The sequence below is a fragment of the Leptothrix discophora genome (genome assembly GCF_030705305.1).
Lineage (GTDB): Bacteria > Pseudomonadota > Gammaproteobacteria > Burkholderiales > Burkholderiaceae_C > Sphaerotilus > Sphaerotilus discophorus.
The window spans coordinates 163099-179814 of sequence record NZ_JAUZEE010000004.1; the positions used below are offsets into that span (position 1 = coordinate 163099).

The following is a 16716-nucleotide window of genomic DNA, read 5'->3' on the forward strand; positions in this document are numbered from 1 at the left end:
CCATCGTCGAGATCGGGCAGGCCGGTGTCCTCGACACCTCCGCGGGCGTCTTCCGAGCGACTCATGCGCGCCCTCCCCTGTCGCTGGCCGGCACCAGCGGGTGGTCGGAGACGGTCGCGCCGAAGGCCTGCTCGCGCAGGTGGGCCAGCTGGTCGCGCAGACGCGCGGCCTGCTCGAATTCGAGGTTGCGGGCGTGTTCGAGCATCTGTTTCTCGAGCTGCTTGATGCGCTTGCCGAGGTCCTTCTCGGACAGGGCCTCGACCTCGGCGGCCTGACGCTCGACCTGCACGGCGTCACGGCCGGATTTTTCGCCGTAGACGCCGTCGATCAGTTCCTTGATCTGCTTGCGGATGCCGCGCGGCGTGATGCCGTGCTCGGCATTGAAGGCAACCTGGCGGGCGCGCCGGCGCTCGGTCTCGCCGATGGCCTTGCGCATCGACTCGGTCATGCGGTCCGCGTACAGGATCGCCCTGCCGTTGACGTTGCGGGCCGCACGGCCGATGGTCTGGATCAGGCTGCGCTCGGCGCGCAGGAAGCCTTCCTTGTCGGCATCGAGGATGGCCACCAGCGACACCTCGGGGATGTCCAGGCCCTCGCGCAGCAGGTTGATGCCCACCAGCACATCGAAGGTGCCCAGGCGCAGGTCGCGCAGGATCTCGACCCGCTCGACCGTGTCGATGTCCGAGTGCAGGTAGCGCACCTTGACGCCGTTCTCGGCGAGGTAGTCGGTCAGCTGCTCGGCCATGCGCTTGGTCAGCGTCGTGATCAGCACCCGCTCGTTGATCGCCACGCGCTGGTGGATCTCCTGCAGCACGTCATCGACCTGGTGGGTGGCCGGACGGACCTCCACGGTCGGATCGACCAGCCCGGTCGGCCGCACCACCTGCTCGACCACCTGGCCGGCGTTGCGGTTCTCGTAGTCGGCGGGCGTGGCCGAGACGAAGACCGCCTGGCGCATCTTGCGTTCGAACTCCTCGAAGCGCAGCGGGCGGTTGTCCATCGCGCTGGGCAGGCGGAAGCCATATTCGACCAGCGTGGTCTTGCGGGCCCGGTCGCCGTTGTACATGCCGCCCAGCTGGCCGATCAGCACGTGGCTCTCGTCGAGGAACATCAGCGCATCGGGCGGCAGGTAATCGACCAGCGTCGGCGGCGGATCGCCCGGTTTCGCGCCCGACAGGTGGCGGCTGTAGTTCTCGATGCCCTTGCAGTGGCCGACCTCCTGGAGCATCTCCAGGTCGAAGCGGGTGCGCTGCTCGATGCGCTGGGCCTCGACCAGCTTGCCGGCGGCGACGAACTCGGCCAGCCGTTCGCGCAGCTCGTCCTTGATGCCGTCGATCGCCGCAAGCACGCGCTCGCGCGGCGTCACGTAGTGGCTGGACGGGTAGATCGTGAAGCGCGGCACCTTCTGGCGGATCTTGCCGGTCAGCGGGTCGAACAGCTGCAGGCCCTCGACCTCGTCGTCGAACATCTCGATGCGCACGGCCAGCTCGGAATGCTCGGCCGGGAAGATGTCGATCGTGTCGCCGCGCACGCGGAAGGAGCCGCGCGAGAAGTCGGTGTCGTTGCGCGTGTACTGCATGCGGATCAGCTGCGCGATGGCGTCGCGCTGGCCGATGCGGTCGCCCAGGCGCACGATGAAGCGCATCTGGGTGTAGTCCTCGGGCTTGCCGATGCCGTAGATCGCGCTGACGGTCGCGACGATCACGGTGTCGCGGCGCTCCAGCACGCTCTTGGTGGCCGACAGGCGCATCTGCTCGATGTGCTCGTTGATCGAGCTGTCCTTCTCGATGAACAGGTCGCGCTGAGGCACGTAGGCCTCGGGCTGGTAGTAGTCGTAGTAGCTGACGAAGTACTCGATCGCGTTGCGCGGGAAGAACTCGCGGAACTCGGCGTAGAGCTGCGCGGCCAGCGTCTTGTTGGGCGCGAAGACGATGGCCGGACGGCCCATGCGCGCGATGACGTTGGCCATCGTGTAGGTCTTGCCCGAGCCGGTCACGCCCAGCAGCGTCTGGAAGGTCAGGCCGTCCCCGATGCCCTCGCACAGCGCATCGATCGCGGTGGGCTGGTCACCCGCCGGCGGATAGGGCTGATAGAGCTGGAAGGGCGAGCCCTCGTAGGTCACGAAGGTGCCCTCGCCCGGCGGCACGTCGGTGGCAGGCTGGTCCTGCACGGCCACCCCGGACCCAGGCCCGGCCCCTGACCTTGCCGACAGCTCCGCCCGGACCGCCTCCGGCAAGCCTGCTCGCTCCAGATCGCTCATGCTGAACTTGTCCTCGCCTAAAATTTGCGCAACCGCCCAGGGTAACTCAGGGTGGACTTCCCCTCCAACACCAGCCGACAGGCCAGATCATGTCCCTCTTCACCTCCGTCGAGATGGCGCCGCGTGACCCGATCCTCGGGTTGAACGAGCAATTCGGTGCCGACACCAACCCCGCCAAGGTCAACCTGGGCGTGGGCGTCTACTTCGACGAGAACGGCAAGCTGCCGCTGCTCCAGTGCGTCATCGCGGCCGAACGCCAGATGATGGAAGCGCCCAAGGCGCGCGGCTACCTGCCGATCGAGGGCATCGCCGCCTACGACAAGGCGGTGCAGGGCCTCGTGTTCGGCGCCGACAGCGTGGTCGTCCAGGGCGGCCGCGTCGCCACCGTGCAGGCCATCGGCGGCACCGGCGGCCTGAAGATCGGCGCGGACTTCCTCAAGCGCGTCAACCCGGGCGCGACGGTGCTGATCTCCGACCCGAGCTGGGAGAACCACCGCGCACTCTTCACCAACGCGGGCTTCCAGGTCGGCAGCTACCCGTACTACGACGCCGCCGCCAAGGGCGTGAACTTCGACGCCATGATCGGCGCGCTGCGCTCGGCCGCCGCCGGCACCGTGGTCGTGCTGCATGCCTGCTGCCACAACCCGACCGGCTACGACATCACCCCGGCGCAATGGGACCAGGTCGTCGAGGCGGTCAAGTCGCGCGAGCTGGTGGCCTTCCTCGACATGGCCTACCAGGGCTTCGGCGACGGCATCACCGAGGACGGCGCCGCGGTCCAGAAGTTCCTGGCTGCCGGCATCGAGTTCTTCGTCTCGACCTCGTTCTCGAAGAGCTTCTCGCTCTACGGCGAGCGCGTCGGCGCGCTGAGCGTGGTCTGCGGCAGCAAGGAAGACGCCGCGCGCGTGCTGTCGCAACTCAAGATCGTCATCCGCACCAACTATTCCAACCCGCCGACGCACGGCGCACAGGTCGTCGCCACCGTGCTGACCACGCCGGAACTGCGCCAGATGTGGGAGACCGAGCTGGCCGGCATGCGCACCCGCATCCGACAGATGCGCACCGCGCTGGTCGAGCGCCTGAAGGCAGCCGGCGTGTCGCGCGACTTCAGCTTCATCGCGCAGCAGAAGGGCATGTTCAGCTACTCCGGCCTGACGAAGGACCAGATGGTCCGCCTGCGCGACGAGTTCGGCGTCTACGGCGTCGACTCCGGCCGCATCTGCGTGGCCGCGCTGAACGACAAGAACCTCGGCTACGTGGTCGACTCGATCGCCAAGGTGCTGTGATCGGCTGACACCCAGCAGTTGCCAGCAGTCCCCAGTCGTCCCCAGCAAGCCCGGCATTGCCGGGCTTTTTTCATGGCGCCTGGCGCCGGTTCACGACACCCTGCCCGCCATGACTTTCCGATCGCCCAAACGGAAACGGGGCCTACCTTTCGGTAGGCCCCGTCACGGGTGGTGCGGCTGGCAGGATTCGAACCCACGACCCCTTGGTTCGTAGCCAAGTACTCTATCCAACTGAGCTACAGCCGCACTGCAATCAAGACCGCTACTATAACAACGAAGAAATCAAAGCGTCAAGCGGTCTCAGATGATTTGTGCAGCTTCCCGGTAGCAGCGCTGGGCCTGGGCCTCATCGCCCTCGCGGTCGGCGATGCGGCCAAGCCAGCGCCAGGCGTCCTGGCGCTGGGCCGCTTCGGCGCTGGCGCTCTGGGCGACACCTTCGAGCAGACGCCGCGCGCGGCCCCAGAGCTGGCGCTCGGCCATCGCGCGACCGACGGCATGCGCGAGCGGCATGTCGCCCGGCTGCGCCGAGACCGATTCCTCGAGCAGCGGCAGCCAGTCGACTGGCAGGCCGGGCAGCACGTCGATGAAGGCCTTGAGCACCGCCGCGCGTTCGCGTTCGCCCAGCTTGGACAGCTCGGTCCAGTGCGGCCGCAGCCAGCCCCGGCCATCCGGGATGCAGTCGAGCTCGGCCGAACGGCTGGCCGCCCGCGCCGTGACGACCGGATCGCGCCGGTCGGCCGCGTCGAGCTGCGCCCAGATGCGGCGCAGCTGATCGGCGTCGCGGGCGGTGTCGAGCACCTCGATGGCCAGCGACCGCAGGATGCCGTGCGCGGCCACCGGGGCGATGCCCTGGTGCTTGGCCAGCAGGCGCGCGGTGCGCAGGGCCTCCAGCGGCTGGCGCGCCAGGCGGGCAGCCTGCAGGCGCAGGCGCAAGGCCTGGGTGCGGCGGGCGACGCCAGCGGGCAGCTGGGCCAGCTGTTCCAGCGCGCGGCCGGCCTCGCGGTCGTCGATCGCCCATTCGGCTGCCAGCAGGCGCGCACCCTCGGCCACCGGCAGGTGCGCCGCCTTGGGGCCCAATGCCGTCAGCGCGTTGCCCAGCTGCTCGTCACGCCGCGCACGGTCCTGCAGTCGATGCAGGCTGCTCGCGGCGAGGAGGTGCGCGAGCGTCGCGAACTCGCCGTCGGCGGTCAGCTCGGGCGTCAGGGCCTGGATCTCCAGCGCCCGTTGTGCCGCCTTGTGGGCCCGGCTGTAGCGACCGGCGTAGAGCAGGCCGATGGCCTCGCGCAGGGCGGTCTGGGCGGCGCGTTCGCGGCGCTGCAGGCGCCAGGCCCGCGCCCGCTCGGGCAGTCCGATCAGGCGGTTGAGCGTGCCCACCGCGACGTAGGACAAGGCCCCCGTCACGACGATGCCCAGCAGGAACAGGTTGAGCGACAGGTCGACCCGCCAGGGCGCCCAGTAGATCGAGACGATGCCGTCGTTGTTGCCCAGCGTACCGGCGGCCAGCGCCGCGACGACGAAGAGGATGACCAGCCAGATGACCCAGCGCATCGCGTGCCGTCCGTCAGCGGCCGGCCACGGCGGCGGCCGTGGCGGCGAGGGTTTCATCCGGGCGCGGGACGCCCACCAGTCGGGTCTGCTGGCCGACCTGGCGCAGCAGGTCCAGCGCCAGCTGGGTCTTGCGCGATTGCAGATCGAAGTAGCGCCGGATCGACAGGTCCGCGCCCTGCAGGTCCGAACTGGCCGACTCGAGCTGGCGCGACAGCACCGACAGCCGCGCGTTGAGCAGCCGCAGCTTGAGGTTCTCGCGCAGCAGCACGCCTTGCTCGGGTGACAGCAACATGGCCTCGGGCTGTTCGATGCGGGTCACGCGCACGAGGCTGCGCAGTTCCTCGATCACCAGGCCGATGGAGGACGACCAGGCCAGCTTCAGCTTGGGCAGCACGACGGCGCCCACGCTGCCGGGACCGGATGCGGAAGCCGCAGCAGACGCAGCCACGGCAGCCGAAGCCGAAGAAGACACCGTGCTGACCACGCCGGCCGCTTTCGAGGCCGCCCCGGCCGGGGCGGCAACCCGTGCCGGCAGTTCGGCCGCGTTGGCCGCGTTGGCCGCGTTCGATGGCTTGGCCGCTTCGACCGTCAACGGCATCTCGTCGGCCAGCCGCACGGTCTCATCGAGCTTGATCAGCAGCGCGCCGATGTCGGGCACGCTGACGGCGCGCACGCGGTCCAGGTCGCGGGCGATGGCGCGGCGCAGGCGTTCAAGACGCGGCTGGTTGATGCGCGCCAGCCGCTCGTCGGCCGAGCGCAGCGCCAGCACCAGGGGCTCGGCGCTGCCGGTCAGCGTGCTCTGCTGCAGGGCGACGCGGATCGCTGCATCGATGTCGGCGATGGCGTTCTCGTCCCGCGAGCGCGACAGCGACTGCAGCAGGTCGTCGAGCTGGCCGCGCTGCAACGCGACCTCGGCCAGCTTGGCATCGAGCAACGCGGTCTTGGCCGCCGTGTCGCGCGAGACGTCGCGCGCCTCGGTGGCGAGCACGCGGGCCTCGGCGGACTGGTCGGCGCTGGTCTGCTGGCGTCGCACCAGCTCGCGTTCGAGATCGGCCAGCTGGCCGCGCGTGTTCCAGGCCAGCGTGACAGCGATCAGCGCCATGGCCGCGCCCGCCAGACCGATCACCAGGCCGAGCCTGGAACCCGGCGCGGCGACGGACGAAGACGCGGCTGCTGCCGATGCGGCTGGCGCGTCGAGCAGGCCGATGTCGGGCAAGGGTTCGCTGGATGGCGACGCGCTCGCTTCGGGAGGAAGGGCCGCCTCAGCGGGTGGGGTGGCAGCCTGATCGGCGCCGCGCTCGGGGGGTGATACAGAGGACACGATGAGGCGTTGCGCACCGGGATGAGGTCAAAACCATTGTATCGACGGGACCTATGCCAACCGATGCAGGAACCGTGTCAATCGGGGAACGGCATCTGCCTCAGGCGGGCCAGCATCTGCGCCGCGTCGGGCGTCACCTCGATGACCTGCGACCAGCCGGCCGCGCGCGCGGTCTCGGCGATGCGTGGGTGCGTGGCCAGCGCGGTTGTCGCCAGCAGGCCGGGCTGCGGACGCGCCTGCCTGGCGATCCAGGCCGCCAGGTGACGTACGGCCTCCGAGCTGCTGAACTGCCAGGCGTGGCGCGCCGGATCGGCCTCGATGCGGGCCAGCAGCGCCAGCTGCGCGTCGTCCCAGGCCGGCGCGATGCGGCGGTAGGCCGCCAGCAGGTCGACACGGGCGCCGGCCGCGCGCAGCGTCGACGCCAGCCAGTCGCGGCCGTCCTCGCCGCGCACGATCAGCGCCTGCCGACCCGGCCAGTCGATCGCGGCGAGTTGCTGCTGCCACAGGGTCTCGGCATCGAACTGCGCCGAATCGGGCCGCGGGCTCAGGACCTGAGCCGCGTCCAGCCCCTGGGCCCGCAGCGCCGCGACGGTGCCGGGACCGGTGGCCGCCGCCTGCGTCGTGGCCGGCCAGCGCGAACCGACCGGCGCCTGGGCGAAGAACTGCAGCACCGCATTGGGGCTCACGAACATGACCAGGCGACGCGTGGCCAGCGTCGCCCAGGCCTGCCGGACGGCCGGGGCGAAGGCCGGCTGCGGCTCGATCACCAGCAGCGGCAGGGCGACGGCCGGACAGCCCAGCGCGGCGAGCCGATCGACCCATTCGTCAGCCTGCGGCTGCGGCCGGGTGACGATCAGCGTGGGCAGCGCCGAGGTCGTGGGCAAGGCAAGGGCCGGCAGCTTCAGGCCTCGGGCAGCGCCGCCAGCAGGTCGTCGCCACCTCCGGCACGCAGCTGGGCGACGACCTCGAGTCCAAGCGCCTCGGCGTCCTGGGTCGCGTCGAGCGTGCGCAGCACCTGCGCGCGGGCCAGCGCACGCACGATCGGCCGGCTGGCGTCCAGCGGATGGCCGAGCCGGGCCTCGATCACGAGCTCGTCGCCGTCCCACTGTGCAAAGGCGGCCAGCGGCATGCTGCAACTGCCCCCGAGCGCGCGCGACACGGCCCGCTCGGCGTGCACCGACAACCAGGTCCCGACGTCGATGTGCTGGGCCACCAAGGCTCGCAGCGCGGTGGCGTCCTGACGCACCTCGATGCCCAGGGCGCCCTGGCCCGCGGCCGGCAGCATCACGCCCGGGTCGATGACGCAGCGGATGCGCTCGCCCAGGCCCAGGCGCTTCAGGCCGGCCGCCGCCAGCACGATCCCGTCGTACTGGCCCTCGTCAAGCTTGCGCAGCCGGGTGTCGAGGTTGCCGCGCAACGGCTGCACGTCCAGGTCGGGCCGCAGCGCCTTGAGCTGCACGACGCGGCGCAGGCTGGAGGTGCCGACGCGTGCGCCCTGCGGCAGCGAGGCGATGTCGGCATGTCGCGGCGAGACCCAGGCGTCGCGCGGGTCCTCGCGTTCAAGCACCGCAGCCAGCACGAAGCCGTCGGGCAGCACCATCGGCACGTCCTTGAGCGAGTGGACCGCGAGGTGCGCGCGGTCCTCTTCCAGCGCCACCTCCAGCTCCTTGACGAACAGGCCCTTGCCGCCGACCTTGGACAGGGCGCGGTCAAGGATCTGGTCGCCCCGGGTCGTCATGCCGAGCAACTCGACGGCCAGGCCGTGGCGGGCGCCAAGCAGGTCACGGACATGTTCGGCCTGCCACAGGGCGAGCCGGCTTTCGCGCGTGGCGATGATGCAGGGGTTGGGCAGCGGGGCAGTCATGGCTGGATTGTCGACCAAGCGATGGCCTTGTCCGTTGCCTCGGGTCGTCGCGCGGACGCTGCAAGGGTTGGCCCTGAATCGTTTTGGCCCCGATCTTGCGTGTTCGCCGCGAATGGCCGGTGATACCATCGTCTTGTAACTTTGTTACTAACTTTTGAACACTGAGGTTTCAATGCCGCGCGCTGCCGCCAACTCCCGCCCCGCCCGTGCCGCCCGACAGTCCACGAAGGTCACGCCGCCCGCTGCGGGCGCCAGGTCGACGCGACCGAAAGTCGTGACTGCGGCCGATGCTGCCGAGAAGAACCGGCCGCTGGTCGAGGACATCCGGCTGCTGGGCCGCATCCTGGGCGACACCATCCGCGAGCAGGAAGGGCAGGAAGCCTTCGACCTGATCGAGCGCGTGCGCCAGCTGTCGGTGGGCTTTCGCCTGAAGCAGGACGCGACGGCCGGCAAGGCGCTGGACCGGCTGCTGAAGAACCTGACGATCGACCAGACCGTCAGCGTGATCCGCGCCTTCAGCTACTTCTCGCACCTGGCCAACATCGCCGAGGACCGCCACCACGTGCGCCGCCGCGAGGTCCACGAGCGTGCCGGGCACCTGCAGGAAGGCTCGCTGGCGATGACCTTCGAGCGCCTGTCCGATGCCGACATCCGCGCCGACCAGATTGCCCAGACGCTGCAGCAGGCCTACATCTCGCCGGTGCTGACCGCCCACCCGACCGAGGTGCAGCGCAAGAGCATCCTCGACGCCGAGCGCGCCGTGGCCGAGCTGATCGGTGCCCGCGACGACCTGCACACCGATCACCAGCGGGCCGAGAACGAGGCGCTGCTGCGCGCCCGCGTCACCCAGCTGTGGCAGACGCGCATGCTGCGCTACACCAAGCTGACCGTGGCCGACGAGATCGAGAACGCGCTCAGCTACTACCACAGCACCTTCCTGCGCCAGATCCCGCGCATGTACCAGGCGGTCGAGCAGGCCCTGCCCGGCCACGACATCGCGAGCTTCTTTCGCATGGGCAACTGGATCGGCGGCGACCGCGACGGCAACCCCTTCGTGACGGCGGAGACGCTGCGCCGCGCGCTGTCGCGCCAGAGCGAGACCGTGCTGCGGCACTACCTGACCGAAGTCCACGCGCTGGGCGGCGAGCTGTCGATGTCCAACCTGCTCGCGCCGGTGACCGATGCGATGAAGGCGCTGGCCGCCCGTTCGCCCGACCAGAGCGCGCACCGCGAGGACGAGCCCTACCGCCGCGCGCTGATCGGCATGTATGCGCGCCTGGCCGCGACGCTGCACGAGTTCACCGGCACCGAGGCGCTGCGCCATGCCGTGCCGCCGCAGAATCCGTACACCGACGCCAGCCAGTTCATGGCCGACCTGCGGGTGATCGAGGCCTCGCTGCGCCACCACCATGCCCAGGCCCTGATCGCGCCGCGCCTGGCCCCGCTGATGCGCGCGGTGCAGGTCTTCGGCTTCCACCTCGCCACGGTCGACCTGCGCCAGAGCTCCGACAAGCACGAGGCGGTGGTCGCCGAGCTGCTGAAGATCGCCCGTGTCGAGGCCGACTACAGCGCGCTGGACGAGACCGCGCGGCGCGAGCTGCTGGTGCGCCTGCTCAACGAAACCCGCCCGCTGCGCGTCACCGGCCATGTCTACTCGGAACACGCCGGCAGCGAGCTGGCGATCTTCGAGACCGCGCGCGAGATGCTCGGCCGCTACGGCCGCAGCGCCATCCGGCACTACATCATTTCGCACACCGAGGACGTCAGCGACCTGCTCGAAGTCCTGCTGCTGCAGAAGGAGACCGGCCTGCTGCGCGGCACGCTGGACGACGACGCGACCAACTCGCTGATCGTCGTGCCGCTGTTCGAGACCATCGGCGACCTGCGCAACGCCGCGCCGATCATGCGGGCCTTCTACGAATTGCCCGGCATCACCGGCATGGTCGTGCGCTCGGGCCTGGAAGGCCCCGGCGAGCAGGACATCATGCTGGGCTACAGCGACAGCAACAAGGACGGCGGCTTCTTCACCAGCAACTGGGAGCTCTACGACGCCGAGCTGGCGCTGGTCGAGCTGTTCGAGACGCTCGGCCGCGAGCACGGCATCAAGCTGCGGCTGTTCCACGGCCGCGGCGGCACCGTCGGTCGCGGCGGCGGTCCGAGCTACCAGGCCATCCTGGCGCAGCCCCCGGGCACCGTGAACGGCCAGATCCGCCTGACCGAACAGGGCGAGGTGATCGCCTCGAAGTACGCGCACCCGGAGATCGGCCTGCGCAACCTCGAGACCCTGGTCGCCGCGACGCTGGAGGCCACGCTGCTGCATCCGACGCAGAGCGCGCCGCGCAGCTTCCTGGACGCCGCCGCCGAGCTGTCCAACGCCAGCATGGCGGCCTACCGCAAGCTGGTCTACGAGACCGACGGCTTCACCGACTACTTCTTCAGCGCGACGCCGATCCGCGAGATCGCCGAGCTGAACATCGGCTCGCGCCCGGCCTCGCGCAAGGCGACCCGCGCGATCGAGGACCTGCGTGCGATTCCCTGGGGCTTCAGCTGGGGCCAGTGCCGCGTCGCGCTGCCGGGCTGGTGCGGCTTCGGCTCGGCGGTCGAGACCTTCCTGAACGCACAGGGCGAGGACAAGCGCAAGAGCCGGCTGCTGCTGCTGCAGCGCATGTTCAAGCAATGGCCGTTCTTCCGCACGCTGATGTCCAACCTGGACATGGTGCTGGCCAAGACCGACCTGGCGATCGCGGCGCGCTACGTCGACCTGGTCGAGGACAAGAAGCTCGGCAAGCGCATCTTCGCGGCCGTCGAGGCCGAGTGGACCCGCACCCAGCAGGCCCTGACCGCCATCACCGGCGAGCAGCAGCGCCTGGCCAGCAACCCGACGCTGGCGCGCTCGATCGAGCACCGTTTCCCCTACCTCGATCCGCTCAACCACCTGCAGGTCGAGCTGATGCGCCGCTACCGCAACCGCAAGGACGGTGACGCCGTCAACGAGCGCCTGCAACGCGGCATCCACATCTCGATCAACGGGGTGGCCGCCGGCCTGCGCAACACGGGCTGAGTCCGGACCAGAGGCCGTCCTGAGGACGGCCTCGCGCCGGACGAAGCGCCCGGCCTTGCAAGGCCGGGCGTGGGGTGCGATGGCAGTCCACCCTCGGCCCTGCAAGGCCGGGCGTGGGGTGGGATGGTCGTCCACCCAACAGAAACGCCGGCTCACAGGCCGGCGTTCTTCTTGATGCGACCGGCCGGGAAGGCCGATCGCCACGGGCCGTTTCAGGCCCCGGTCATTCGCCCAGGTAGGCCGCCCGCACCTTCGGGTCGTCCAGCAGCGCACGGCCTTGGCCGCTCATCGTGACCTCGCCGGATTCCATCACGTAGCCACGGTCGGCAATGGCCAGCGCACGGCTGGCGTTCTGCTCGACCAGCAACATCGTGACGCCCTGCTTGTGGATGTCGCCGACGACCTCGAAGATCTTGTCGACCATGATCGGCGACAGGCCCATCGACGGCTCGTCAAGCAGCAGCACCTTCGGACGGGCCATCAGCGCACGGCCCATCGCGAGCATCTGCTGCTCGCCACCGGACATCGTGCCGGCGAGCTGGTCGCGGCGCTCCTTCAGGCGCGGGAAGATGCCGAAGACCTTCTCGATGTCGGCCTCGATCTCCTTGTCGTTGCGCGTGTACGCGCCCATCAGGAGGTTCTCGGTGATGGACATGCGCGTGAAGGTGCCGCGCCCTTCCGGGATCATCACCAGGCCCTGCTTGGCCAGGTCCCAGGCACCCTGGCCGCGGATGCTGCGGCCGAGGTAGTGCACGTCGCCATCGGCGATCGGCTGGATGCCGGTGACGGCCTTGAGGGTGGTGGTCTTGCCGGCGCCGTTGGCACCGATCAGGCTGACGAGCTCGCCTTCGCGAACCTCGATCGTGGCGCCCTTGACGGCCTGGATGCCGCCGTAGGCGACCTTGAGGCCGCGCACTTCGAGCAGCACCTGCTGTTTGCTTTGTGTCATGTGTGTGTGCTCCGCTCGCTGCGCTCAGTGGGCCTTGTGACCGGCACCGAGGTAGGCCTCGATCACCTTCTCGTTGCGCTGCACGTCGTGCGGCGTGCCTTCGGCGATCTGCTTGCCGTAGTCGAGCACGGTGACGCGGTCGCACAGGCCCATCACCAGCTTCACGTCGTGCTCGATCAGCAGGATGGTGCGGCCGTCGTTGCGGATGCGGTCGATCAGCTCGCGCAGCACGACCTTCTCGGTCGCGTTCATGCCGGCGGCGGGTTCGTCCAGCGCGATCAGCTTCGGCTCGGTCGCCAGTGCGCGGGCGATCTCCAGCCGGCGCTGGTCGCCGTAGCTCAGCGTGCGGGCCTTGAAGTCGGCGTACTTGCCGATGCCGACATAGTCGAGCAGTTCCTGGGCGCGTTGGGCGATGGCAGCCTCCTCGGCCTTGAAGCTGGCGGTGCGGAAGATCGCGCCGACCAGGCCTGAGCCGGTGCGCACGTGGCGCCCGACCATGACGTTCTCCAGCGCCGTCATCTCGGGGAAGAGACGGATGTTCTGGAAGGTGCGCGCGATGCCCGCGGCCGCCACCTGGTGCACGGCCTGAGGCGTGTAGGTCGCACCGCCCAGCTCGAAGGTGCCGCCGTCGGGCGTGTACAGCCCGGTGATGACGTTGAAGAAGGTGGTCTTGCCGGCGCCGTTGGGACCGATCAGGCCATAGACCTGGCCCTTGCGGATCGTGATGCCCACGTCGCTGAGGGCCTGCAGGCCACCGAAGCGCTTGGAGACGCCCTTGACCTCGAGAACGGTGTCATTCATGTGCGTGCTCCTCACTTCACGACGGCCGGGGCCGCCTTGCCATGTTCCGGCGCGGGCCACAGGCCACGCGGACGCAACAGCATCACCGCGATCATCGCCAGCGCGATCAGCAGCTGGCGCAGGATGGCCGCGTCGATGCGGCCGCCAGTCATGGACTGCACGTCGCCGGCGACATAGCGCAGCACCTCGGGCAGTGCCGAGAGCATCACCGCGCCCAGGATCACGCCCGGGATGTGGCCGATGCCGCCCAGCACGACCATCGCGACGATCATCACCGACTCCATCAGCGTGAAGGACTCGGGCGAGATGAAGCCCTGGAAGGCCGCGAACATCGCGCCCGACACGCCGCCGAAGGTGGCGCCCATGCCGAAGGCAAGCAGCTTGAGGTTGCGGGTGTTCAGGCCCATCGCCTTGGCGGCGATCTCGTCCTCGCGGATGGCCATCCAGGCGCGGCCGATGCGCGAGTTCTCGAGCCGGTGGCAGATCACCACGCTGCCCACGACCAGCGCGAGGAACAGGTAGTAATACAACGCGACCGACGGGATCGAGTAGGTCCCGATCACCAGCGGCTTGCCGAAGCTGAAGCCGAAGAAGGTCATCGGGTCGATCTGGCTGATGCCGCGCGGGCCGTTGGTGATGTTGAGCGGATGCTCCAGGTTGTTCATGAACACCCGGATGATCTCGCCGAAGCCCAGCGTGACGATCGCCAGGTAGTCGCCGCGCAGCTTGAGCGTCGGAGCGCCCAGCACGATGCCGGCGACCGCGGCCACCACGGCCGCGACCGGGACCACCATCCAGATCGGGAAATGCAGCCCGTTCGGGAAGGCGGCCTTGAAGGACGCGAAGTTCATCGACAGGTGCGGCGAGGCGACCAGCGCGAACAGGTAGGCCCCGAGCGCATAGAAGGCCACATAGCCGAGGTCGAGCAGGCCGGCGTAGCCGACCACGATGTTGAGGCCCAGCGCCAGCAGCACGTACAGCAGCGCGAGCGCCATGATGCGCACCCAGCCCTGGCCGAACTGGGCCGCGAACAGCGGCAGCGCCAGCAGGGCGACGGCCGCGATCAGGATGACGAGGAGTCGGTTCTTCGGATTCATCGCGAGGTCTCCGGGTTCAGGCGCGGTCGGCCACGCGTTCGCCCATCAGGCCGCTCGGACGCAGCGTGAGGACCAGGATCAGCACCAGGAAGGCGAAGATCTCGACGTAGTGGCTGCCGAAGACGCCGCCGGTCAGGTCACCGAGGTAGCCCGCGCCGATCGCCTCGATCAGGCCCAGCAGCACGCCGCCGACCATCGCACCGGTGAGGTTGCCGATGCCACCGAACACCGCGGCGGTGAAGGCCTTCAGGCCGGGCATGAAGCCCATGCTGTGCTGCAGGGTGCCGTAGTTGGCCGCCCACATGATCCCGGCGATGGCCGCCAGCGCCGCGCCGATGATGAAGGTGGCGCTGATGATGTGGTCGGGACGCACGCCCATCAGGCCGGCCACGCGCGGGTTCTCGGCGGTGGCGCGCATCGCGCGTCCGAGCTTGGTCTTGTTGACCAGCCACAGCAGCAGGCTCAGCACGACGCCGGTCACGACCAGGATCAGCACCTGGGTCAGCGTGATCACCGGGCCGTCCTCCCACAGGAAGTAGACGTCCGCCGGGATCAGCTGCGGATAGGGTTTCGGATTGGGCTTCCAGATGATCATCGCGAGCGTCTGCAGCAGCAGGCTCATGCCCATCGCGGTGATCAGCGGGGCCAGGCGCGGCGCGTTGCGCAGCGGCCGGTAGGCGATCTTCTCGATCGAGTAGTTCAGCAGCGAGCAGATGACGATGGCCGCCACCATCGAGATCAGCAGGATGACCCAGCCCGGCCACATGATGCCGGCGGACTGGAAGGCCGAGGCCACGGTCCAGCTGACCATGGCGCCCACCATCAGGACCTCGCCGTGGGCGAAGTTGATGAGGCTGATGATGCCGTAGACCATCGTGTAGCCCAGTGCCACGAGCGCATACATGCTGCCCAGCACCAGACCGTTGATGATCTGCTGTACGAAGGTGTCCATCGAAAGGTCTCCAGGATGCGGTGCCCTTAGCCCGCTATTCGTTCTTGATGCGGCGGGTTCATGGCCTGCCGCTCGTTCACGCAACGACCGTGCCCGATGTGTCGTGGGCTGGCGGCCTCGAAGGGGTTCGAAAGCGGCCTGGTCGGCGTCAAGCGGCGCGGATTGTATGGCTCGGTTATCCCGCGAAAGATTCGTGTTTTCCGCAGACCGCACCACCTTCGATGCGGTATTGACCGGGCTTCAACGAGCTTTCTTCGCCTGCGCGTCCAGCTCACCCAATCGGGCCAGCTTCTCGGCGATCTTGATCTCCAGCCCGCGCGGTGCCGGGTGGTAGAAGGCCGGCGGCGGATCGAGCGCCTCGGGGAAGTAGTGCTCCCCGGCCGCGTAGCCATCGGCCTCGTCGTGGGCGTAGCGGTAGTCGCGGCCGAAGTCGAGCGTCTTCATCAGCGCGGTCGGTGCATTGCGCAGGTGCAGCGGCACCGGCCGCGTGCCGTCCTGCTGCACGAAGGCCCGGGCGGCCTTGTAGGCGGTGTAGACCGCGTTGGACTTGGGTGCCACGGCCAGGTAGATCACCGCGTTGGCCAGCGCGAGTTCGCCCTCGGGCGAGCCGAGCCGCTCGTAGGTCTCGCTGGCATCGAGGCACAGGCGCAGCGCGCGCGGGTCGGCCAGGCCGATGTCCTCGGTGGCCATGCGGATCAGCCGGCGCGCCACGTAGCGCACGTCGACGCCGCCGTCGAGCATGCGGACGAACCAATACAGGGCGGCATCGGGGTTGCTGCCGCGCACGGATTTGTGCAGCGCCGAGATCGTGTCGTAGAACTGGTCGCCGCCCTTGTCGTAGCGGCGCAGCTGCGCGCCGAGGCAGCGCTCCAGCACGGCCTCGTCGACGATGGTCTGCGGCCCGACCATGCGCACGACGTTCTCGAAGGTGTTGAGCAGCCGGCGCGCGTCGCCGTCGGCATAGGCGATCAGCCGCGTGGCCGCCGCCGCCTCGGGCGCGGCCGCGCCGAGCGCCTCGCAGGCACGTGCCAGCAGGGCCTGCTGGTCGGCCTCGCCGATGGGCTGCAGGACATGCACGGTGGCGCGCGAGAGCAGCGCCGAGTTGACCTCGAAGGACGGGTTCTCGGTGGTCGCGCCGATGAAGGTGAACAGGCCCGATTCGACATGCGGCAGGAAGGCGTCCTGCTGCGACTTGTTGAAGCGGTGTACCTCGTCGACGAAGACGATGCAGCGCCGCCCCTGGGCCTGCGCGACGCGGGCCTGCTCGACCGCCTCGCGGATCTCCTTGACGCCGCCGAGCACGGCCGAGATCTGCACGAAGACGGCCTCGAAGGCATCGGCCATCAGCCGCGCCAGCGTGGTCTTGCCCACGCCCGGCGGCCCCCACAGGATCATCGAGTGAGGCTGCCCCGACTCGAAGGCCACGCGCAGCGGCTTGCCCGCATCGAGCAGGTCATGCTGGCCGATGACCTCGTCGAGGTGGTGCGGCCGCAGCCGCTCGGCCAGCGGGATCGCACCGGCGGCGCCCGCCGCCGCAGGCAGCGGTCCACGTTCCGCACGCAACGCCGGCAAGGGCT

The 16716-nt window shown here is 69.4% G+C and carries 12 protein-coding genes and 1 tRNA gene; 2 read left to right on the forward strand and 11 right to left on the reverse strand.

Annotated features, from left to right (window positions below):
• Window positions 1-61: 61 nt before the first annotated feature.
• Window positions 62-2260, reverse strand: a complete 2199-nt coding sequence (uvrB, locus tag Q8X39_RS09550) for an excinuclease ABC subunit UvrB (protein WP_407067995.1) — start codon at window positions 2258-2260, stop codon at window positions 62-64.
• Window positions 2261-2349: 89 nt separating this feature from the next.
• On the opposite strand from uvrB, the gene Q8X39_RS09555 reads away from it, so the two are divergent.
• Window positions 2350-3546: an amino acid aminotransferase gene (locus tag Q8X39_RS09555; RefSeq protein ID WP_305749439.1), complete on the forward strand. Its 1197-nt coding sequence runs from the start codon at window positions 2350-2352 to the stop codon at window positions 3544-3546.
• A gap of 169 nt (window positions 3547-3715) precedes the next feature.
• On the opposite strand, the gene Q8X39_RS09560 is transcribed toward Q8X39_RS09555, so the two are convergent.
• From Q8X39_RS09560 to hemC, 5 genes are all read right to left on the reverse strand, one after another.
• A tRNA-Arg gene (locus tag Q8X39_RS09560) sits at window positions 3716-3792 on the reverse strand.
• Between the two features lie 54 nt (window positions 3793-3846).
• The gene (locus tag Q8X39_RS09565; protein WP_305749440.1) at window positions 3847-5094 is read right to left on the reverse strand and encodes a heme biosynthesis HemY N-terminal domain-containing protein; all 1248 of its coding nucleotides are present in this window, start codon (window positions 5092-5094) and stop codon (window positions 3847-3849) included.
• Between the two features lie 13 nt (window positions 5095-5107).
• Window positions 5108-6310 carry a uroporphyrinogen-III C-methyltransferase gene (locus Q8X39_RS09570; RefSeq protein ID WP_305749441.1) on the reverse strand — a complete coding sequence of 401 codons (1203 nt, stop codon included), beginning with the start codon at window positions 6308-6310 and terminating at the stop codon, window positions 5108-5110.
• Between the two features lie 182 nt (window positions 6311-6492).
• Window positions 6493-7299 (reverse strand): uroporphyrinogen-III synthase, encoded by an 807-nt coding sequence (locus Q8X39_RS09575; protein WP_305749442.1) that lies wholly within the window; start codon window positions 7297-7299, stop codon window positions 6493-6495.
• A gap of 17 nt (window positions 7300-7316) precedes the next feature.
• Window positions 7317-8279: a hydroxymethylbilane synthase gene (gene hemC / locus Q8X39_RS09580; protein WP_305749443.1), complete on the reverse strand. Its 963-nt coding sequence runs from the start codon at window positions 8277-8279 to the stop codon at window positions 7317-7319.
• Window positions 8280-8451: 172 nt separating this feature from the next.
• Here hemC and ppc point away from each other — a divergent pair, with 172 nt between their 5' ends.
• Window positions 8452-11340, forward strand: a complete 2889-nt coding sequence (gene ppc / locus Q8X39_RS09585) for a phosphoenolpyruvate carboxylase (protein WP_305749444.1) — start codon at window positions 8452-8454, stop codon at window positions 11338-11340.
• Window positions 11341-11563: 223 nt separating this feature from the next.
• On the opposite strand, the gene Q8X39_RS09590 is transcribed toward ppc, so the two are convergent.
• The 5 genes from Q8X39_RS09590 to Q8X39_RS09610 form a co-directional block, all read right to left on the reverse strand.
• Window positions 11564-12289: an ABC transporter ATP-binding protein gene (locus Q8X39_RS09590; protein WP_305749445.1), complete on the reverse strand. Its 726-nt coding sequence runs from the start codon at window positions 12287-12289 to the stop codon at window positions 11564-11566.
• A 24-nt stretch (window positions 12290-12313) separates the two neighbouring features.
• Entirely contained in the window at window positions 12314-13090 is a 777-nt protein-coding gene (locus Q8X39_RS09595) for an ABC transporter ATP-binding protein (protein WP_305749446.1), read from the reverse strand.
• A gap of 11 nt (window positions 13091-13101) precedes the next feature.
• Entirely contained in the window at window positions 13102-14187 is a 1086-nt protein-coding gene (locus tag Q8X39_RS09600; RefSeq protein ID WP_305749447.1) for a branched-chain amino acid ABC transporter permease, read from the reverse strand.
• A gap of 16 nt (window positions 14188-14203) precedes the next feature.
• Complete coding sequence (locus Q8X39_RS09605; protein ID WP_305749448.1) at window positions 14204-15139, reverse strand: branched-chain amino acid ABC transporter permease; 936 nt, start codon at window positions 15137-15139, stop codon at window positions 14204-14206.
• A gap of 240 nt (window positions 15140-15379) precedes the next feature.
• A complete protein-coding gene (locus tag Q8X39_RS09610; protein WP_305749593.1) occupies window positions 15380-16702 on the reverse strand; it encodes a replication-associated recombination protein A in 1323 nt (440 codons plus the stop codon).
• Window positions 16703-16716 lie beyond the last annotated feature (14 nt).